Source organism: Klebsiella pneumoniae (assembly GCF_000742135.1).
GTDB lineage: Bacteria > Pseudomonadota > Gammaproteobacteria > Enterobacterales > Enterobacteriaceae > Klebsiella > Klebsiella pneumoniae.
The window spans coordinates 3,834,858-3,854,136 of sequence record NZ_KN046818.1 but is presented as its reverse complement, the minus strand read 5'-3'; the positions used below and the strand labels follow the sequence as shown (position 1 = coordinate 3,854,136).

Sequence of the window (19,279 nt, the reverse complement as noted above, 5' to 3'; positions counted from 1 at the left end):
TAAAGCGCGCCGGTAGCTTGCACGCTGTCGGAAAACCTCCGCCGCCATAGATGGCGGTTATATCTCTCTGCGCTAACCAGGTGTTGCGGTAAGAGGTAGCCCTTCCCGCAGGGCATCGATCGCCGCCCGCGTTTTTTGCGGCAGCCACGGCCCCTCCGGCCATACCGCGTGGATGGCGAAACGCACCTGAGCGCTGGGCGCCAACACCTGCTGCAATGTCCCATCGGCAAGCGCCTGCGCCACCAGCCAGTCCGGCAGCCAGGCGATGCCCATCCCCTGCTGCACTGCCGCCGCGATGGCGGCAAAATCATCCTGTATCAGCCACGTCTGCGGACTGAAGCGCACGTCGCCCTGCTGCGGGTCATACAGTTGCCATTTTTGCAGCTGGCCGTTGTGCAGATAGCCGAGGGTACGGTGCTCGTTCAACCCGGCAATAGTCTGCGGCGCTGGCTGCTGGCGCAGGTACTCCGCCGCCGCGCACAGCACCATGCCGTGCTCTCCCAGCGCACGGGCCCGCAGCGACCCGGTATCGGCCAGGCTCCCGATACGCACCGCAAGATCAAACCCCTCCTCCAGCAGATTGACCTGCCGGTCGCTGTAGTGGAGCTCGAGCTTCAGTAACGGATAGCGCTGGCTGAGGCGGAACAGCAGCGGTGCCACGCAGCGCTGGCCAAACAGCACCGGCAGCGACACCCGCAGCCGCCCCTGCACCTCATCTTTGCCGCGCTGCAGCGTCTCTTCGGCCTCGCGGATGCGCTCCAGCGCTTCCCGGCACTGGAGATAGAATTGCTCCCCCTCTTCCGTCAGCAGTTGCCGTCGGGTGGTACGCTGGAATAACGCCACGCCGAGACGCGCTTCCAGCCGGGCAATGGTTTTTCCCACCGCCGAACGCGTCACATGGAGGATCGCCGCCGCGCTGGCAAAGTTGCCGCTCTCGACCACGGTGACAAATACCGGGATCGCATTCAGATCGTCGCGCACAGATTGGTTCCTTATGGGATACAATAGGGAAAAATAATGTCACTCCTGAGACAAAAAAGACAGTGTTAGTCTTTGCTTCTATCTTTCATTTGAGGCACTCATCATGGCTAACGTTCTGGTTTTAAAATCCAGCATTAATGGCGAAACATCCCTGACCAATCAGTTGATTAACGAATTTCTCGCGGCGCGCCAGGCGGCGGGACACGGCGATCGGCTCATCGAACACGATCTCAGCGCCATGGCGCTGCCAACGCTGGATCGCCCCCTGTTCGCCGCCCTGCGCGGGGCAGTGGATCCGCAGCCTGCTATCCGCAAGGCGGTCGCCCTCTCCGACCAGCTTATCGCCGAGTTAAAGGCCAGCGACCTGCTGGTGATCGGCGCGCCGATGTATAACCTCAACGTCCCGACCGATCTAAAAAAATGGTTCGACCTCGTGGCACGGGCACGGGAAACCTTTCGCTACACCGAGAGCTGGCCGCAGGGGCTGGTGGAGGGCGTCCGGGCGGTGGTCGTCAGCAGCCGCGGCGGTATTCACCAGGGAGAAACTACCGATGCCGTCACGCCCTATCTGCGCGCGGTACTGGGGCTGATGGGGATCGAGGAGGTGGAATTTATCTATGCCGAAGGGCTGGACAATCGCCCGCATGGTCGCGACGCCGGGATCGCCAGCGCCCGGGCACAGATTGCCCGGCTCGCCGTTCCGGCCTGAGTCGTGGAGAAATTGTGCTGGCGCTGGCGGCCTTTTTATTTTAGAGTTATCTAAATTTAGACAAAGCTAAAATAAATGACCACACCTGAAGACCTGCAGGCCCGCGCCGGAGAAGCCGCCGCGCTGATGAAAGCGATGAGCAATCCTCACCGATTGCTGATCCTGTGCATGCTGTGCGATGCGCCCAGGGCCAGCGCCGGCGAACTCGCCCGGGCTACAGGGCTGAGCCCCTCCGCCACCTCGCAACACCTCGCGCGGATGCGTGACGAGGGGCTGATCGACAGCGAGCGCGACGCCCAGCGTATCCACTATTTCATCACCCACCCTGCGGTACAGCAGGTGATCAATACGCTGAAAACGCTCTATTGCCCGTGAGGATCCTATGACCATCGCCACCTTAACTCCCGCCGAGGCCCAGGCGCAAATTGCCCAGGGCGCCAGACTGATTGATATCCGCGATGCGGATGAATATGCGCGCGAACATATCCCCGATGCCGAGCTGGTGCCGCTCGCCACTCTGACCAGCGGTGCGCCCCTCAATGCCCGGGCCGGAGAGACGGTCATCTTTCACTGCCAGACGGGTTCCCGGACGCAGAATAATGCGATTCGTCTGGCCGCGGCCGCCGCGCCGGCGCAGGCCTGCCTGCTGGCAGGAGGAATTCAGGCGTGGAAAGCCGCGGGGTTGCTGGTAGTGGAAGATTCATCGCAGCCGCTGCCGCTGATGCGCCAGGTGCAAATTGCCGCTGGCGTCCTGATTTTACTGGGGGTGCTGCTGGGCTATACCGTTAACGGCGGCTTTTTCCTGCTCAGCGGCGCGGTCGGCGCCGGGCTCACCTTCGCCGGCGTAACCGGCTTTTGCGGCATGGCGCGTCTGCTGGCGACCATGCCGTGGAACCGGCGCCAGGGGGTTAAAACGCGCTCCAGATAAGCCAGGCAATGCCGCCGAAGAGCAGCCATTTGACGATGTAATAGACCGTCTTATTCCATTTTTTCAACCGCTTACCAACAATACGGATCTGGTAAATATAGCGAAACGCCCGGTTAATCCCGCCGGTGCGATCGCCGATATCGTTGGGCGCCGAAGCGGCGCTCATCAGATGGCGTCCCAGCCAGTGGTTAACTTTCTGCGCCCAGCGGTAGCGCATCGGCCGTTCAATATCGCAGAACAGAATCAGGCGATTCTCACCACTGGTATTTTCCGCATAGTGGATATAGGTCTCATCAAACAGCACGCCTTCTCCATCGCGCCAGCTGTAACGCTGGCCATCCACCTCGATAAAGCAGCGGTCATCGTTCGGCGTTGCCAGGCCCAGATGAAAGCGTAGCGAGCCGGCGTAGGGGTCGCGATGGCGCGGCAGACGGCTACCGTCCGGCAGAGTGGCAAACATGGCCGCTTTCACCGACGGGATATCGCGCAGCAGCGCGGTAGTTTGCGGACAGAGCTGGCTGGCGGAAGGATGGGCATCCTCATACCATTTCAGATAAAAGCGTTTCCAGCCGGTTTTGAAAAATGAGTTAAACCCGGCATCGTTATATTTATCGGCCGCTTTAATCTGCTCCAGCTGCTGAAGGTGGAGACCTTCGTCGCGAATAACCTGCCAGTTTTGCTGCAATATCGCCAGCTCGGGAAACATCTCCGGCCGCAGATAAGGCGTATTCGGCACGCGGGAAAATAAATACATAAATCCATTCAGCGACGCGGTAAATGTGGAATGGTCGGAGAGCTGCCGCCAGAAACGATAGCGCACCCGTCCGCGGTAATGGACATACAGTACAGCAATAACAATGATCAACAGAATGATATACTTCATGGTGTCTTTCCTGACCTGATTGGTGGTAACCCTACCCTCGCCGTCCCCCTTTCTCAGCAGCGGTATGGCGCCAGCAAAACATTAACAATGTTAATACATATAACTCCAAATTGTTTTAACAAAAAACAGCACGCCCGGTGTTCAGTGAGCGGGCGTTGAGCTATGGTTTAGGTTTATCCATGGTGTTAACAGTGAGGAGTGAATTATGTTTGCTGTCGGCGATCTGGTACAACCCCGAGCGGGCGGACCAAAACTGAAAGTGGTGGAAGTGCAAGGGGAGCAACTGGTGGTGGTTCAGGCCGCACAGGAGCAGGGAGAGCGCTATTCGCTGAAGTCGGACGAGGTCACGCCGTATCAGGAAGAGGGAGACTTCGGCGTCTGTTAAAGCCCCTCGCTTAAAGTCGTAAGGCCAGGCCGGTGGGTCTCTCACCACCGGGCTGGCGCTGGCCCGAAGGCGTTAAATTAAAAAGCTATCCAGCGATTTACCCTGGGCGACAGCCTCGGCAATCGGCTTCGGCATTCTTCCCTGTCCGGTCCAGGTTTTCTCTGCGCCAGTATGATCGGTATAACGATATTTCGCCGGGCGCGGTTGACGCTTTTTGCCTCCCGCCTTTGGCGGCTGAATATCGGCCACCAGCTCGTCAGGAGAAATACCGTCGGCGCGCATCAGTTCAAGCCAGGTATTCACTTTCTCCTGATATTCAGCCTGCTGCTGAGCTGCCTGCTGCTGTTGCGTACGTTTTTCTTCAGTGACGATCCTGAGCTTTTCCAGCATCTCTTCAAGCACGTCAATGGAGAATTCACGGGACAGGGCACGCAGTGAACGGATATTATTCAGTTTGTGTAACATTGAAGACATAAAATTAAAAAATTCCAAATAGCAAATTAAAAGATACAACGCGGCAAGTGTAATAGAAACGTTTATTTATTTCCAGCCTTCGGTTGTCCAGATAAATATATAAGGTGGATATTAGCGGTTATCCCCTGAAGCTATATTGGCAAATACCCGAGCCTTTTTCATAAGCACAGGCAAAAAAGAGAGTGAATAAATAAAAAAGGCAGAATGACGGGAAAAACCACCGTTCTCGACAGGAATATTAGCTTTATGGTCAGCGGGTTACCTGCTGTTCATACGTGGCCGCTCTGATACATACCTTTGGCCGCAGTGAATAGTTAATCAGACATTGGGAATAAAACAACAATTCGCAATTCAGAATTTTTCACCATAAAAACGCGACTTACGGCATAAAAAATCCTAAAAGAGAGCGGAATCACACACTCGCGTGATGTTGCGCCATGGTTGGCTATCAGGCGCCGTTCCCTCGGCCAGTCTCGATTTCGCAATCAAGATTAACTCATTGATAAATATTGATATTTTCAAAAACAGGAATAAAAGTAGCGTAACGAACAAAAAACAAACCAGCGCAGAGTATTTTATCGACAAAAAGGCGATAAATAAAAATTTATAGCTAGTTGCCACTTTTAATGCAGAGATATACTCTACGCACATCAAAACAGGCAGCCCAAAAACGCTATACCAACGCGCATTTTTCGGCGTTAATGACTTCATTTTCGAGGAGCACTCCGATGTTCTCTGCGCACTCCCGCTTGCGGCATGCGGTTGCAGACACCTTTGCGATGGTGGTTTACTGCACCGTCGTCAACATGATGATCGAAATTTTTCTCTCTGGTATGACGTTTGAGCAGTCGTTATCGTCGCGTCTGGTGGCGATCCCGGTCAACATTATTATTGCCGTACCCTATGGGATTTATCGCGATTTCGCCATGCGTCAGGCCCGGCGCATCAGCCCAGCCAGGTGGATGAAAAATATGGCCGACGTGCTGGCCTACGTCACCTTTCAGTCGCCGGTGTATGTCGCTATTCTGTGGAGCGTGGGTGCTGACTGGCACCAGATTGTCGCCGCGGTGAGCTCGAACCTGGCGGTATCAATGATGATGGGCGCCGCCTACGGCTACTTCCTCGACTATTGCCGCCGCCTGTTCCGCGTGGCGCCCTATCAGCAGGCGAAGGCCTGACCAACGCGTTAGCAGCGACTGGCTCTGCCAGTCGCCTCTTCCCGCCAGCCCGCCTCGCCTGGATCCTTAAATGCCTATCGCCGTATTAATTCGTCGACATTGCCGGCTGGGCTTCGCCAAATAGCCCATTCAGAAAACGCTCAAGCGCCATGCGTGAGCTAAATCCATGCGGAATACCATAATGTTGTTGCGCATCCCCGGCTAAATACAGCGGAAACTGTTCATAATGATCACAGGTTTTGATATCTGAAGCCGGTTCGGCCAGCATATTGCTGCGCTCTTTTAACGCCGGATGAATAACTAACGCTGTTCGCCCCATGCGCGCTTCGCGGTTCACATAAACATAATTATCGCCGCGGCGATAGCCGTACGCTTTTTGCGTCACAACATCCATGGTGAAGCCGGCTTTTTCAAGAACACGCGCCACCTCATCGGGTCTTAAATACATACTGATTCCTCGTTATCTTTTACCGCACATTGACCTTACCTTATTCATTAAGGACAGTGCTTTCGGAAAATTCCAGAAACCACAACAGTAAGCATAATTCAAAATCTTGTCCTACACTTACTCACTCGATGGAATTAAGGGAGATAACGATGGCTAACCATGTGAACCGCAACAATTTTGACGAGAACGCCGAAGATATTCATAACGATGTCAGCCAATTAGCGGATACGCTGGAAGAGGTGCTGAAATCATGGGGCAGTGACGCCAAAGAGGAAGCGGAAGCGGCGCGTGTCAAAGCGCAGTCGCTGTTAAAAGAGACTCGTGCCCGCCTTAATGGCCACAACCGGGTGCAGCAGGCGGCGCTGGATGCGCGCCAGGCAGCGTGCGATGCGCTGGGCTGTGCCGATACCTACGTGCGCAATAAACCGTGGCACAGTGTGGGCGCCGCCGCCGCCGTCGGGGTATTTATTGGCGTATTGCTCAATTTACGTCGATAATAGCTTAAGCGTCGGCTGCCGCCGCGCGATTGGCGCGCGGTAGCCCGCGAGCTTTACGGAAGGCAATGAAGATAACAAATACGCGTCAGCCCCTGCGCGCCTCTGGCCGCAGGGGTTTTTCTGCTTCCCCGACTTAAGCGCCATCAAATCGCAATCGCCTCTCTCAGCCGTCGGGCAAGTCCGTCAGCCATCGCCGGCGAACGTATATTGGTAAAACTCATCAATAATCCCCCCTCGCCCGCGTGGCGAATCCGCCAGTCGCTCAGCGCCTGCACCGCCAGCCCGGCCACAACCGCCCGCCGCGCGAGCAGCCGATCGTCGCCGCTGACCGACATAACCAGTTGTATTCCCCCCAGCTGCGGCGTGACCTGAAAGCCCTGCGCCTGCAGAGCCGACTCCAGCCACTGTCTACGCTGGCTATAGCTGGCACGCATTTTCTTCAAATGACGCCAAAAATGTCCCTGCTGGATAAAATCCGCCAGCGTCTGCTGCCACAGGGTGGGAACGGTGCAGGATTGGCGCTCCGCGGTCTGGTGAAAACGCGCCACCAGCGGGGTCGGCACCACCAGCCAGGCGGTGCGCAGCGCCGGGAACATCGACTTACTGAAGGTGCCCGCGTAGATGACCCTCTGCGGCGCATCAAGGCTTTTCAGCGGCGGCAGCGGTTTGCCGTGATAGCGAAACTCGCTATCGTAATCGTCCTCAATGATCCACGCGTCGCGCTCCGCGGCCCACGCCAGCAGCTGGCGGCGTCGGGGAAGCGACAGCGCGACCCCCAGCGGACTCTGATGGGCTGGTGTGAGCAGGGCAAATCGCGCCTGCGGGTGATGACGCTGGCCCCAGCCGACGTCCATCCCTTCGTCGTCCACGGGAATCGCATCCACCGCCAGCTGCCCAGCCTCGACGACCGGCCGGATAAAGGGATACCCCGGATCTTCCATCCACATATGCTGTCCCGGCTGCGCCAGGGTACGCAGGATAAGATTCATGGAGGCGGCATAGCTGCCGGTGATCAACACCTGATCCGGCTGACAGTCGATACTGCGCGACAGGCGTAGATAATCGACGATAGCCTGGCGCAGAAGCGGATCGCCGCCGGGATCGCCGGGTGCAAGATCGAACCGCGACTGCGTCCGCAGCCGACGCCCCATCACCCGCGCCCACTGCCCGCGCGGAAAGAGATCCAGCGCCGGCAGCCCCATCTGAAACGGCAGCGGCTCCGTCGGCGCGGCCGGTTGCACTGGCGGTACCGGCGCCAGCTGGCGCGGGCTGAGCCGCTCGCTGACAAAGGTCCCCGCCTGCCCACGCCGCTCGAGCCATCCCTGGGCGACCAGCTCTCCCCAGGCGTTTTCGATGGTCGCCCGGGAGACGCCCTGCTCCTGAGCGTACACCCGGCTGGCGGGCAAACGGCTGCCCGGGGTCAGTTCGCCACGTTCAATCGCCGATTTCAACTGGCGGGCGATACGCTGATAAAGCGGGAGGTTAATCGCTTCCATTATGGTCTGCTTTTTTCATCAGAATATGGCTATCTTTTGCAGTCCATTATAGTGCTATTTTGGCTACCGTCTTAGAGAGGAGAACACCATGAACCAATTACGTCAGCCATTCAGTGAACTGAGCCCGGAAGTCTATAAAGGGCTGGTACAGGCCAGCATCGCGCTGGAGAAAAGCGAGCTGGGCAACGCCCTGGTAGAGCTGGTTTATTTACGCGTCTCGCAGATCAACGGCTGCGCCTTCTGTCTTGAGAAACATAGCCAGGCGCTGCGCAAAGGCGGCATGGCGCAAAGCAAACTGGATGCCCTTGCGGGCTGGCGGGTAAGCGCCCACTTTACTCCGGCCGAACGCGCGGCGCTGGCATGGGCCGAGTCGGTCACCGACATTGCCGCCAGCCATGCGGAAGATGAGGTTTACCTGCCGCTGCGCGAACATTTTACCCCGCGTCAGATAAGCGATCTGACCTTCGCCGTCAGTCTGATGAACGCCTTTAACCGCCTCGCCGTGGCCATGCGCCTGTAGTTCCGCACAGCCTCCCACCTCCTCCGTCGATCTATCCCGGCGGGGGACTCGCTTGCCAAAAACGCTATATATTGAGTGGTTGAAGTTTTAAATAACTACATCTAGTATTTCCTTATCGAATGGCCCACTACGTTCGACGCTATGTTTAGCGCCGTGCTGTTATCTTAAATGGAAATACGAATCATGCGCATTATTATTTACACTCGAAATGACTGCGTGCAGTGCCATGCCACCCGGCGAGCCATGGAGAGCCGGGGACTGGCCTTTGAAATGGTCAACGTCGACCAGCAGCCGGATGCCGCCGACACCCTGCGCGAGCAGGGATTTCGCCAGCTGCCGGTGGTGATCGCCGGTGAGCTGCGCTGGAGCGGCTTCCGCCCGGATATGATCAATCGCCTGCGCCCCTCCTTTACGGCGGCCAGCGCATGAGCCTCATCGTCTACTTCTCCAGCCGTTCGGAGAATACCCATCGCTTTGTGCAGCGCCTGGGGCTGCCGGCGGTGCGCATCCCGCTGAACGAGCGTGAACATCTGCGGGTAGACGAGCCCTATATTCTCATCGTTCCCAGCTATGGCGGCGGCGGCACCGCCGGCGCGGTACCGCGTCAGGCGATCCGCTTTTTAAACGACGTGCATAACCGCCAGCTGATCCGCGGAGTGATTGCCGCCGGCAATCGCAACTTTGGCGACGGCTGGGGGCGTGCCGGAGATGTCATCGCGCAAAAATGCGCCGTGCCCTATCTCTACCGCTTCGAGCTGATGGGAACCCCCGACGATATCAACACCGTGCGTAAAGGAGTCAGCGAATTTTGGCAACGACAACCGCAGAACGTATAACCGCCGCCGTGGATTTTCACGCCCTCAACGCGATGCTGAATTTGTACGACAGCGAGGGCCGCATCCCGTTTGAGAAAGATCGCCAGGCGGTTGAGGCCTTTATGGCGACCCAGGTTCAGCCCAACGCCCTCACCTTCCCCAGCCCGGAGGATAAGCTCAGCTGGCTCGTCAGCGAGGGCTATTACGATCCGCAGGTGCTGGCCGGCTATGACCGCGGGTTTGTGCTGGCGTTGTTCGCCCATGCCCGGCGCGCTCCGTTTCGCTTTCAGACCTTCCTCGGCGCCTGGAAGTTCTATACCAGCTATGCGCTGAAGACCTTTGACGGCAAGCACTACCTCGAGGATTTCGCCGAACGCAGCGTGATGGTGGCCCTGACGCTGGCCCGGGGCGATGAACAGCAGGCGCGGCAGCTGACGGAGGAGATACTCAGCGGCCGCTTTCAGCCCGCCACACCGACCTTCCTTAACGCTGGCAAACAGCAGCGCGGGGAGCTGATCTCCTGCTTCCTGCTGCGTATTGAGGATAATATGGAGTCCATCGGCCGGGCGGTGAACTCGGCGCTACAGCTGTCGAAGCGCGGCGGCGGGGTGGCCTTTTTACTCTCCAACCTGCGCGAGGCCGGGGCGCCGATCAAGCGCATCGAAAACCAGTCTTCTGGGGTGGTGCCGGTGATGAAGATGCTGGAGGACGCCTTCTCCTATGCCAATCAGCTCGGCGCCCGCCAGGGGGCGGGTGCGGTCTGGCTGCATGTTCACCATCCCGATATTTTACGCTTTCTTGATACCCGGCGTGAAAATGCCGATGAGAAAATCCGCATCAAAACCTTATCGCTGGGGGTGGTGATCCCTGATATCACCTTCCAGCTGGCGAAAGAAGATGCGCAGATGGCCCTGTTCTCGCCTTATGACGTCGAACGGCTGTACGGCAAACCTTTCGCCGATTGCGCCATCGGCGACCTCTATCCGCAGCTGGTGGCCGACGAGCGGGTCCGCAAGCGCTGGATCCGCGCCCGCGACCTGTTCCAGCGCCTGGCGGAGATCCAGTTTGAATCCGGCTACCCGTACATCATGTTTGAAGACACCGTGAACCGCGCCAGTCCGGTGGCCGGGCGGGTCACCATGAGCAATCTGTGTTCGGAGATCCTGCAGGTCAGTACGCCGTCCGCCTATAATGAAGACCTCAGCTATGCCCATATCGGGGAAGATATCTCCTGCAACCTCGGCTCGCTGAACATCGCCCATACCATGGACTCGCCGGATTTCGGCCGCACAATCGCCACCGCGGTGCGCGCCCTGACCGCCGTGTCCGACATGAGCGACATTCAGTCGGTTCCTTCCGTAGCGGCCGGCAACGCGGCTTCCCACGCCATCGGCCTGGGGCAGATGAATCTGCACGGTTACCTGGCGCGGGAAGGCATTGCCTACGGCAGCCCGGAGGGGCTGGACTTCACCAATATCTACTTCTACACCGTGACCTGGCACGCGCTGCACACCTCGATGCAGCTGGCCCGCGAGCGCGGCCAGCGCTTCGCCGGCTTCGAGCAGTCGCGCTACGCCAGCGGGGCGTACTTCGACAAATATCTGCAGGAGGAGTGGCAGCCGAAAACCGAACGGGTGCGCGCGCTGTTCGCCCGCGCCGGCATCTCTCTGCCCGACCGGGAAAGCTGGCGCCAGCTGCGCGACGATGTCATGCGCTATGGCATCTACAATCGCTATCTGCAGGCGGTGCCGCCCACCGGCTCGATCTCGTACATCAACCATGCCACCTCCAGCATTCACCCGATCGTCTCGAAGATTGAGATCCGCAAAGAGGGGAAAACCGGACGGGTGTACTACCCCGCGCCATTTATGAATAACGACAATCTGGCCCTCTACCAGGATGCGTATGAGATAGGGCCGGAGAAGATCATTGACACTTACGCCGAGGCGACGCGCCACGTCGACCAGGGGCTGTCGCTGACCCTGTTCTTCCCCGATACCGCCACCACCCGCGATATCAACAAGGCGCAAATTTACGCCTGGAAGAAAGGCATCAAGACGCTCTACTACATCCGTCTGCGCCAGCTGGCGCTGGAAGGCACTGAAATTGAAGGCTGCGTGTCCTGCGCGCTGTAAGGAGAACAGGATGACCCATTTAACGCGCGTCAGCGCAATCAACTGGAACCGCATTGATGACGATAAAGATCTTGAGGTCTGGAACCGTCTCACCAGCAACTTCTGGCTGCCGGAGAAAGTGCCGCTGTCGAACGACATTCCCGCCTGGCAAACCCTCAGCGCGGCGGAGCAGCAGTTGACCATTCGCGTCTTTACCGGATTGACCCTGCTTGACACCATTCAGAACACCGTCGGCGCCCCGGGGCTAATGGCGGACGCCTTAACCCCGCATGAGGAGGCGGTGCTGTCGAACATCAGCTTTATGGAGGCGGTTCATGCCCGCTCTTACAGCTCCATCTTTTCCACGCTGTGCCACAGCAAGGAGGTGGATGCCGCCTTCGCCTGGAGCGAAAGCTGCGATCCCCTGCAGCGCAAGGCGCAGCTGATGCTGGGTTACTATCAGGCCGACGAGCCGCTGAAGAAAAAAATCGCCAGCGTGTTCCTCGAATCCTTTCTCTTCTACTCCGGCTTCTGGCTGCCGATGTACTTCTCCAGCCGGGGAAAGCTGACCAACACTGCGGATCTGATCCGCCTGATCATTCGCGATGAAGCGGTGCATGGCTATTACATCGGCTACAAGTACCAGAAAGGACTGGAGATCGTCAGCCCCGGCAAGCGCGAAGAATTGAAAAATTTCGCCCTCGATCTGCTGATGGATCTTTACGACAACGAACTGGCCTACAGCCGGGAGCTGTACGGCGAGAGCGGCTGGTTCGACGACGTCAGCGCTTTCCTGTGCTACAACGCCAACAAAGCGCTGATGAACCTCGGCTACGAGGCGCTGTTCCCGGCGGAGATGGCGGCGGTCAATCCGGCAATCCTCGCAGCGCTGTCGCCCAACGCCGACGAAAACCATGACTTTTTCTCCGGTTCCGGCTCCTCCTACGTGATAGGAAAAATGGAAGAGACCGCCGACGACGATTGGGACTTTTAACCGTACTTTCACCAGGAATATCGCAGGCGGATTCCTGGTGATTAATTTCACAAAATAGCGTTTAATCCACCAAATATTCTCTCCATGACCTAACCGTCATCACTTCGTCATATTTAGCAGAAAACCGGTCCATTTCAGTCGAATTATCCAAAGATAATCAAAAAATATTACCAACAACAAATTACCGCCCAGCCCTTATATCACGGGGGCTTAGCCACAGTTGCCCCCATCTGATTTTGCCGAGAGTTTGCCATTGAGGGTTGTCACAGAATCTGAGTATGTTAGGGTGTAAAAAGATCATAATCACCATCGGGTATCATATCGCAATAAACAAATAACAGGAACTTCTCTATTGCATGGCAATTAAATTAGAAATCAAAAATCTTTATAAGATATTTGGCGAGCATCCACACCGTGCTTTCAAATATATTGAGAAAGGACTCAACAAAGCGCAAATACTGGAAAAAACGGGGCTGTCGCTTGGCGTCAAAGACGCCAGTCTGGCCATTGAAGAAGGCGAGATATTCGTCATCATGGGGCTCTCCGGCTCGGGGAAATCCACCATGGTTCGCCTTCTCAATCGCCTGATTGAACCCACCCGCGGCCAGGTGCTGATTGACGGGGTCGATATCGCCAAAATGTCGGATGCCGAGCTGCGCGAGGTGCGTCGCAAGAAAATTGCGATGGTTTTTCAGTCCTTTGCGCTGATGCCGCACATGAGCGTGCTCGACAACACGGCGTTTGGCATGGCGCTTGCCGGCGTTCCCGCCGCCGAACGAGAGCAAAAAGCCCGGGAGGCGCTGCGTCAGGTGGGGCTGGAGAATTATGCCCACGCCTGGCCGGATGAACTCTCCGGCGGCATGCGCCAGCGCGTCGGTTTAGCTCGCGCCCTGGCGATTAATCCCGATATTCTGTTAATGGATGAAGCCTTCTCTGCGCTCGATCCGCTCATTCGTACCGAAATGCAGGATGAGCTCATCAAATTACAGGCGAAGCATCAACGCACTATCGTCTTTATTTCCCATGACCTTGATGAAGCCATGCGAATTGGCGATCGTATCGCCATTATGCAAAATGGCGAAGTGGTCCAGGTCGGCACTCCGGATGAAATATTAAATAATCCGGCCAATGATTATGTGCGCACCTTCTTCCGCGGCGTGGATATTAGCCAGGTATTCAGCGCGAAAGATATTGCCCGCCGCAGCCCGGTTGGCCTGATTCGTAAAACGCCTGGTTTTGGCCCCCGTTCGGCGCTGAAATTATTACAGGATGAAGACCGGGAATATGGCTATGTCATAGAGCGCGGTAATCGCTTTGTCGGGATTGTCTCGATTGATTCTCTGAAAACAGCCCTCAGCGCCGGGCAGGGGATCGAGGCGGCGCTGATTGACGCCCCGCTGGCGGTGGAAGCGCAAACCCCGCTCAGCGATCTGCTCTCCCACGTCGGCCACGCTCCGTGCGCCGTGCCGGTAGTGGATGAAGAACAACAATATATTGGCATCATTTCCAAAAGGATGTTGCTCCAGGCTTTAGATCGCGAGGGGGTGAATCATGGCTGATCAGACCAACCCGTGGGGCAGCGCCCCGTCAACCGACAGCGCCGCGCAGGCTGCCGACGCCTGGGGTGGCGCCTCTACTGCCGCGCCGGCTAATGGCGGCGGCGCCGACTGGCTGCACAGCGCCCCTGCGCCGCAGCCGGAACAGTTCAATATCATGGATCCGTTCCATAAGACCCTGATCCCGCTCGACAGCTGGGTGACCCACGCCATCGACTGGATCGTGCTGCACTTCCGTCCGCTGTTCCAGGGGATCCGCGTGCCGATCGACTACATCCTCAGCGCCTTCCAGCAGCTGCTGTTGGGGATGCCGGCGCCGGTGGCGATTATCGTCTTCGCGCTAATCGCCTGGCAGATCTCCAGCCTCGGCATGGGGGTCGCCACTCTGGTATCGCTGATTGCCATCGGCGCGTGGTCGCAAGCCATGGTCACTCTGGCGCTGGTCCTCACCGCCCTGCTGTTCTGCATGGTTATCGGCTTGCCGCTGGGGATCTGGCTAGCGCGCAGCCCGCGGGCGGCGAAAATCATCCGCCCGCTATTAGATGCCATGCAGACCACGCCGGCGTTCGTCTATCTGGTGCCGATCGTGATGCTGTTCGGCATCGGCAACGTACCGGGCGTGGTGGTGACGATTATCTTCGCCCTGCCGCCGATCGTCCGTCTGACCATCCTCGGGATAAACCAGGTGCCTGAGGATCTGATCGAAGCGTCGCGCTCATTTGGCGCCAGCCCGCGCCAGCTGCTGTTTAAGGTGCAGCTGCCGCTGGCCATGCCCACCATTATGGCCGGGGTTAACCAGACCCTGATGCTGGCCCTGTCGATGGTAGTGATCGCCTCGATGATCGCCGTCGGCGGCCTCGGCCAGATGGTGCTGCGCGGTATCGGCCGCCTGGATATGGGCCTGGCGACCGTCGGCGGGGTGGGGATCGTGATCCTGGCGATTATTCTTGACCGCCTCACCCAGGCCGTCGGTCGCGACGCCCGCAGTCGCGGCAACCGCCGCTGGTACACCACCGGCCCGCTGGGGCTTATCACTCGCCCTTTCTGTCGATAAGTCGATAACAGCGCCGCTCCCCGACACCAGCCGATGCCCGGGAGCGGCCCTTCCCGTTAAACAATAAGAGGAACCACCATGCGACATAGTACGATGTTGGCCACCGCCGCCTTTGCCACCCTGCTCGCCACCAGCGCCTTCGCCGCCGACCTGCCGGGTAAAGGGATTACGGTGAAGCCCGCTCAGAGCACTATCTCCGAAGAGAGCTTCCAGACCCTGCTGGTCAGTCGCGCGCTGGAGAAGCTGGGCTACACCGTCGAGAAACCCAGCGAAGTGGACTATAACGTTGCCTATACGTCGATTGCCGCCGGAGATACCACCTTTATCGCCACCAACTGGCAACCGCTGCACGATGACATGTACGCCGCGGCGGGCGGTGATAACAAATTCTATCGCAAAGGAGTGTACGTCTCAGGCGCCGCCCAGGGCTATTTGATCGACAAAAAAACCGCTGAGCAGTACCACATCACCTCCATCGATCAGCTCAAAGATCCGCAGATCGCCAAACTGTTTGATACCAACAATGACGGTAAAGCGGATCTCACCGGCTGTACCCCAGGATGGGGCTGCGAAGCAGTGATTAACCATCAGATTGACGCCTATGGCCTGAGCAAAACCGTCACCCATAACCAGGGCAACTACGCGGCGATGATGGCCGACACCATTGCCCGGTATAAAGAGGGTAAACCGGTGCTCTACTACACCTGGACGCCGTACTGGGTTAGCGACGTGCTGAAGCCTGGCAAGGACGTCGTCTGGCTGCAGGTGCCGTTCTCCTCCCTTCCGGGCGAGCAGAAAAACATCGACACCAAACTGGCCAACGGCGCCAACTATGGCTTCCCGGTGAACACCATGCACATCGTCGCTAACAAAGCCTGGGCGGAGAAAAATCCGGCCGCCGCCACTCTGTTTAGCATCATGAAGCTGCCGATCGCCGACATCAACGCCGAGAATGCGATGATGCACGAAGGCCATGCTTCCGAAGCCGACATTAACGGCCACGTTGATGGCTGGATCAAAGCCCACCAGCCGCTGTTCGACAGCTGGGTGAAAACCGCCCTCGCCGCGCAGCAGTAAACCCGCTCACGGATAAGGCCCAGCGCCTTATCCGGCCCCCTTGCCCCCTTTCTCGTGGCCAGGTCATAGAAACGCGATTCCAGGAATTTCCATAGTGTTAAGGCGCATCGCGCTCTGTTAAGGTGGAGACATCGGTCAAATTGCCATCTTCACATGGATCCAGCGATAAGTTATTCATATGGAAAACCCCGCGCCCTTAACCTGTGCCTTACCTGAACGCGTCGCCACCGTCGGCGAAGGCGTCAAAGACAGTCTCCCCATCGTCATCAGCTACCTTCCGGTGGCATTCGCCTTCGGACTCAATGCCACCCGGCTGGGCTTCACCCCGCTGGAAAGCCTGTTCTTCTCCTGCATTATTTACGCCGGCGCCAGCCAGTTTGTGATCACCGCCATGTTGGCCGCCGGCAGTTCGCTGTGGGTCGCCGCCCTGACGGTAATGGCGATGGATGTCCGCCACGTGCTGTATGGCCCCTCATTGCGCAGCCGCATTCGCTCAGCGCTGGATAAAAAGAAAACCGCCCTCTGGGCCTTCGGCCTGACCGATGAGGTTTTCGCCGCCGCTACCGCCAGGCTGGTTCGCGATAACCGCCGCTGGAGCGAAAACTGGATGCTCGGTCTCGCTTTTACCTCGTGGGCATCGTGGGTGTGCGGCACGCTGGCCGGCGCCTGGTCCGGCAACGGCCTGCTGGTGGATTATCCGGCGGTGGAAGCCGCCCTCGGCTTTATGCTGCCGGCGCTGTTTATGAGCTTCCTGCTGGCCTCTTTCCAGCGTCAGCAGTCACTCTGCGTCACGGCGGCGCTGGCGGGCGCGCTGGGCGGCATTCTGTTATTTTCCATTCCGGCGGCGATCCTCGCCGGAATTGTCTGCGGGTGTCTGACGGCGCTGCTTCAGGCCATGCTCAAGGGGATGCCGGATGAACAGTGAAGTCCTTCTGCTCGGGGTGATAGTCGGCGGCGTCAACTATCTCTTTCGCTATCTTCCTCTGCGTTTGCGCGCCGGCCACGCCCGTCCTGCCCGCCGCGGCCCGGTCAGCGTGCTGCTGGATACCATTGGCATCGCCTCGATTTGCGCGCTGTTGGTGGTCTCCAGCGTGCCGGAGATCCTCGCCGATGCCCATCGCCTGGCGCCGACGCTGACCGGCTTCCTGGTGCTGGGGGCCGCCTTCTGGAAAACCCGCAGCATCATTGTCCCGACCCTGCTGTCGGCGTTTGCCTATGGTCTGGCATGGAAAATCACCAACGGGCTCTAAGCTTTACGTATCAATTTTGGTCAATAATTCATTTGATTTATTTGTCACAATAGTTATTATATCGGCTGTAATTAATGAGGTCATACCCAAATGGATAGTTCGTTTACTCCCATTGAGCAAATGCTCAAGTTCCGCGCCAGCCGCCATGAAGATTTCCCGTTTCAGGAGATCCTGTTAACTCGTCTTTGCATGCATATGCAAGGTAAGCTGCTGGAAAATCGCAATAAAATGCTCAAAGCGCAGGGAATTAACGAGACATTATTTATGGCGCTGATTACGCTGGAGTCACAGGAAAACCACAGCATCCAGCCGTCCGAGCTGAGCTGTGCGCTGGGCTCGTCACGTACCAACGCCACCCGTATCGCTGATGAACTGGAAAAACGCGGCTGGATTGAGCGCCGCGAGAGCGATAACGATCGTCGCTGTTTGCATCTGCAACTGACCGAAAAGGGCCATCAGTTTTTGCGTGAAGTCCTGCCGCCGCAGCATAACTGCCTGCATCAGCTGTGGTCTTCACTTAGCACCAGCGAAAAAGATCAGCTCGAACACATCACCCGTAAACTCCTGAGCCGCCTTGATCAGATGGAAGAAGAAGGCGTGCTAGCGGACTCTCTACGCTAAGGGCGGCGTCGCTCAGCCCATTTTTACGTTGCAAGGAAAACAGCCAGGCCAGCAGATCTCTGCTGGCCTTTCTGATAAACAGGTCGGCTCAGCCGATGTGAAATAATAAGATCGTGGAGAATAACATGAGTGCAAATGCGGAGAGCCAAACCCCGCAGCAACCAGGCAGCAAAAAAGGAAAGCGTAAAGGCGCGCTTCTGTTGCGGACATTGCTCTTCATTATTATTGCCGTGGCATATGGGATTTACTGGTTTCTGGTACTGCGTCACTACGAAGAGACCGACGATGCCTACGTAGCAGGGAATCAGGTACAAATTATGGCTCAGGTCGCGGGCAGCGTGACCAAAGTCTGGGCTGACAACACGGACTACGTGCAGAAAGGCGATCCGCTGGTCACGCTCGATCGGACCGATGCCCAACAGGCGTTTGAAAAGGCTAAGACCCAACTGGCCGCCAGCGTCCGTCAGACCCGCCAGCAGATGATCAACAGCAAGCAGCTGCAGGCAAATATCGACGTCAAAAAAACCGCCCTCGCCCAGGCGCAGGCTGACCTGAACCGCCGCATCCCGCTGGGCGCCGCGAACCTCATTGGCCGCGAAGAGCTGCAGCACGCCCGCGATACCGTCGCCAGCGCACAGGCCGAACTCGACGTGGCAATCCAGCAGTACAACGCCAACCAGGCGATCGTGCTGGGCACCAGGCTGGAACAGCAGCCGGCGGTGCTCCAGGCGGCCACTGAAGTGCGTAACGCCTGGCTGGCCCTGCAGCGTACGCAGATCGTCAGCCCGATTAGCGGCTACGTTTCCCGTCGCTCGGTACAGCCTGGCGCGCAGATTGGCACCACCACGCCGCTGATGGCGGTGGTCCCGGCGACCAACCTGTGGATCGATGCTAACTTTAAAGAGACTCAGCTGGCGCATATGCGTATCGGCCAGCCGGCCACCGTGATCAGCGATATCTATGGCGATGACGTGAAATACACCGGTAAAGTGGTCGGTCTGGATATGGGCACCGGCAGCGCCTTCTCTCTGCTGCCGGCGCAGAATGCTACCGGCAACTGGATCAAAGTGGTACAGCGTCTGCCGGTTCGTATCGAGCTGGATGAAAAACAACTAGCGGAACACCCGCTGCGCATCGGCCTCTCGACGCTGGTGGAAGTCAACACCACCGATCGCGATGGTGAAATGCTGGCAAGCCAGGTGCGGAGCTCCCCGGTTTACGAGAGCAATGCCCGCGAAATCGCTCTCGATCCGGTTAATAAGCTGATAGACGAGATCATTCAGGCCAACGCCGGATAAT

General features: G+C 57.8%; 23 protein-coding genes. 18 read left to right on the top strand and 5 right to left on the bottom strand.

The features are described 5' to 3' along the window. Positions 1-72: 72 nt before the first annotated feature. Complete coding sequence (locus DR88_RS07405) at positions 73-981, bottom strand: LysR family transcriptional regulator (protein ID WP_004149434.1); 909 nt, start codon at positions 979-981, stop codon at positions 73-75. A 103-nt stretch (positions 982-1,084) separates the two neighbouring features. On the opposite strand from DR88_RS07405, the gene DR88_RS07410 reads away from it, so the two are divergent. The 3 genes from DR88_RS07410 (at position 1,085) to DR88_RS07420 (ending at position 2,618) form a co-directional block, all read left to right on the top strand. Continuing rightward, entirely contained in the window at positions 1,085-1,690 is a 606-nt protein-coding gene (locus DR88_RS07410; RefSeq protein ID WP_025862111.1) for an FMN-dependent NADH-azoreductase, read from the top strand. A 75-nt stretch (positions 1,691-1,765) separates the two neighbouring features. Further along, positions 1,766-2,065 (top strand): ArsR/SmtB family transcription factor, encoded by a 300-nt coding sequence (locus DR88_RS07415; protein ID WP_002914277.1) that lies wholly within the window; start codon positions 1,766-1,768, stop codon positions 2,063-2,065. A gap of 7 nt (positions 2,066-2,072) precedes the next feature. After that, positions 2,073-2,618 carry a rhodanese family protein gene (locus tag DR88_RS07420; RefSeq protein ID WP_025367949.1) on the top strand — a complete coding sequence of 182 codons (546 nt, stop codon included), beginning with the start codon at positions 2,073-2,075 and terminating at the stop codon, positions 2,616-2,618. On the opposite strand, the gene lpxO is transcribed toward DR88_RS07420, so the two are convergent. Further along, entirely contained in the window at positions 2,599-3,501 is a 903-nt protein-coding gene (lpxO, locus tag DR88_RS07425) for a lipid A hydroxylase LpxO (protein WP_025862112.1), read from the bottom strand. The genes DR88_RS07420 and lpxO overlap by 20 nt on opposite strands. 205 nt (positions 3,502-3,706) lie before the next feature. Here lpxO and DR88_RS07430 point away from each other — a divergent pair, with 205 nt between their 5' ends. Further along, a complete protein-coding gene (locus DR88_RS07430; protein ID WP_002914284.1) occupies positions 3,707-3,886 on the top strand; it encodes a GDFGVC terminal motif YodC-like protein in 180 nt (59 codons plus the stop codon). 72 nt (positions 3,887-3,958) lie between these two features. Here the strand turns inward: DR88_RS07430 and stpA are convergent, their stop codons facing one another. After that, the gene (stpA, locus tag DR88_RS07435) at positions 3,959-4,360 is read right to left on the bottom strand and encodes a DNA-binding protein StpA (protein WP_002914287.1); all 402 of its coding nucleotides are present in this window, start codon (positions 4,358-4,360) and stop codon (positions 3,959-3,961) included. Positions 4,361-5,088: 728 nt separating this feature from the next. Between stpA and alaE the strand changes: the two genes are divergently transcribed. Then, positions 5,089-5,538: an L-alanine exporter AlaE gene (alaE, locus tag DR88_RS07440; RefSeq protein WP_002914289.1), complete on the top strand. Its 450-nt coding sequence runs from the start codon at positions 5,089-5,091 to the stop codon at positions 5,536-5,538. Positions 5,539-5,623: 85 nt separating this feature from the next. On the opposite strand, the gene DR88_RS07445 is transcribed toward alaE, so the two are convergent. Beyond that, positions 5,624-5,986 (bottom strand): DUF2002 family protein, encoded by a 363-nt coding sequence (locus DR88_RS07445; protein ID WP_002914291.1) that lies wholly within the window; start codon positions 5,984-5,986, stop codon positions 5,624-5,626. Positions 5,987-6,135: 149 nt separating this feature from the next. Here DR88_RS07445 and DR88_RS07450 point away from each other — a divergent pair, with 149 nt between their 5' ends. Next, positions 6,136-6,483, top strand: a complete 348-nt coding sequence (locus DR88_RS07450; protein WP_002914293.1) for an ElaB/YgaM/YqjD family protein — start codon at positions 6,136-6,138, stop codon at positions 6,481-6,483. Between the two features lie 143 nt (positions 6,484-6,626). Here the strand turns inward: DR88_RS07450 and pdxR are convergent, their stop codons facing one another. Next, positions 6,627-7,979, bottom strand: a complete 1,353-nt coding sequence (gene pdxR / locus DR88_RS07455; protein WP_004149442.1) for a MocR-like pyridoxine biosynthesis transcription factor PdxR — start codon at positions 7,977-7,979, stop codon at positions 6,627-6,629. An 88-nt stretch (positions 7,980-8,067) separates the two neighbouring features. Between pdxR and DR88_RS07460 the strand changes: the two genes are divergently transcribed. The 12 genes from DR88_RS07460 to emrA all read left to right on the top strand — a co-directional run bounded on the left by DR88_RS07460 (position 8,068) and on the right by emrA (position 19,278). Then, positions 8,068-8,499, top strand: a complete 432-nt coding sequence (locus tag DR88_RS07460) for a carboxymuconolactone decarboxylase family protein (RefSeq protein WP_021312379.1) — start codon at positions 8,068-8,070, stop codon at positions 8,497-8,499. 183 nt (positions 8,500-8,682) lie between these two features. Beyond that, positions 8,683-8,928, top strand: coding sequence for a glutaredoxin-like protein NrdH (gene nrdH, locus DR88_RS07465; protein ID WP_002914320.1), 246 nt, complete (start codon positions 8,683-8,685; stop codon positions 8,926-8,928). Next, a complete protein-coding gene (nrdI, locus tag DR88_RS07470; protein WP_002914321.1) occupies positions 8,925-9,335 on the top strand; it encodes a class Ib ribonucleoside-diphosphate reductase assembly flavoprotein NrdI in 411 nt (136 codons plus the stop codon). The genes nrdH and nrdI overlap by 4 nt, the downstream gene beginning before the upstream one ends. After that, positions 9,308-11,449: a class 1b ribonucleoside-diphosphate reductase subunit alpha gene (gene nrdE / locus DR88_RS07475; protein ID WP_025862143.1), complete on the top strand. Its 2,142-nt coding sequence runs from the start codon at positions 9,308-9,310 to the stop codon at positions 11,447-11,449. Before nrdI ends, nrdE begins: the two co-directional genes overlap by 28 nt. A 10-nt stretch (positions 11,450-11,459) precedes the next feature. Then, entirely contained in the window at positions 11,460-12,422 is a 963-nt protein-coding gene (gene nrdF, locus DR88_RS07480; protein ID WP_025862144.1) for a class 1b ribonucleoside-diphosphate reductase subunit beta, read from the top strand. 356 nt (positions 12,423-12,778) lie between these two features. Continuing rightward, positions 12,779-13,981: a glycine betaine/L-proline ABC transporter ATP-binding protein ProV gene (gene proV, locus DR88_RS07485; RefSeq protein WP_002914328.1), complete on the top strand. Its 1,203-nt coding sequence runs from the start codon at positions 12,779-12,781 to the stop codon at positions 13,979-13,981. Continuing rightward, positions 13,974-15,032 (top strand): glycine betaine/L-proline ABC transporter permease ProW, encoded by a 1,059-nt coding sequence (gene proW / locus DR88_RS07490; protein WP_004149445.1) that lies wholly within the window; start codon positions 13,974-13,976, stop codon positions 15,030-15,032. Before proV ends, proW begins: the two co-directional genes overlap by 8 nt. A 78-nt stretch (positions 15,033-15,110) precedes the next feature. Continuing rightward, complete coding sequence (proX, locus tag DR88_RS07495; protein WP_004149446.1) at positions 15,111-16,109, top strand: glycine betaine/L-proline ABC transporter substrate-binding protein ProX; 999 nt, start codon at positions 15,111-15,113, stop codon at positions 16,107-16,109. Positions 16,110-16,287: 178 nt separating this feature from the next. Next, positions 16,288-17,034, top strand: a complete 747-nt coding sequence (locus DR88_RS07500) for an AzlC family ABC transporter permease (RefSeq protein WP_002914333.1) — start codon at positions 16,288-16,290, stop codon at positions 17,032-17,034. After that, positions 17,024-17,359 (top strand): L-valine transporter subunit YgaH, encoded by a 336-nt coding sequence (gene ygaH, locus DR88_RS07505; protein WP_004174712.1) that lies wholly within the window; start codon positions 17,024-17,026, stop codon positions 17,357-17,359. The genes DR88_RS07500 and ygaH overlap by 11 nt, the downstream gene beginning before the upstream one ends. A 90-nt stretch (positions 17,360-17,449) precedes the next feature. Further along, complete coding sequence (mprA, locus tag DR88_RS07510) at positions 17,450-17,980, top strand: transcriptional repressor MprA (protein ID WP_002914337.1); 531 nt, start codon at positions 17,450-17,452, stop codon at positions 17,978-17,980. A gap of 125 nt (positions 17,981-18,105) precedes the next feature. Next, positions 18,106-19,278 (top strand): multidrug efflux MFS transporter periplasmic adaptor subunit EmrA, encoded by a 1,173-nt coding sequence (emrA, locus tag DR88_RS07515; RefSeq protein WP_025862145.1) that lies wholly within the window; start codon positions 18,106-18,108, stop codon positions 19,276-19,278. Position 19,279 lies beyond the last annotated feature (1 nt).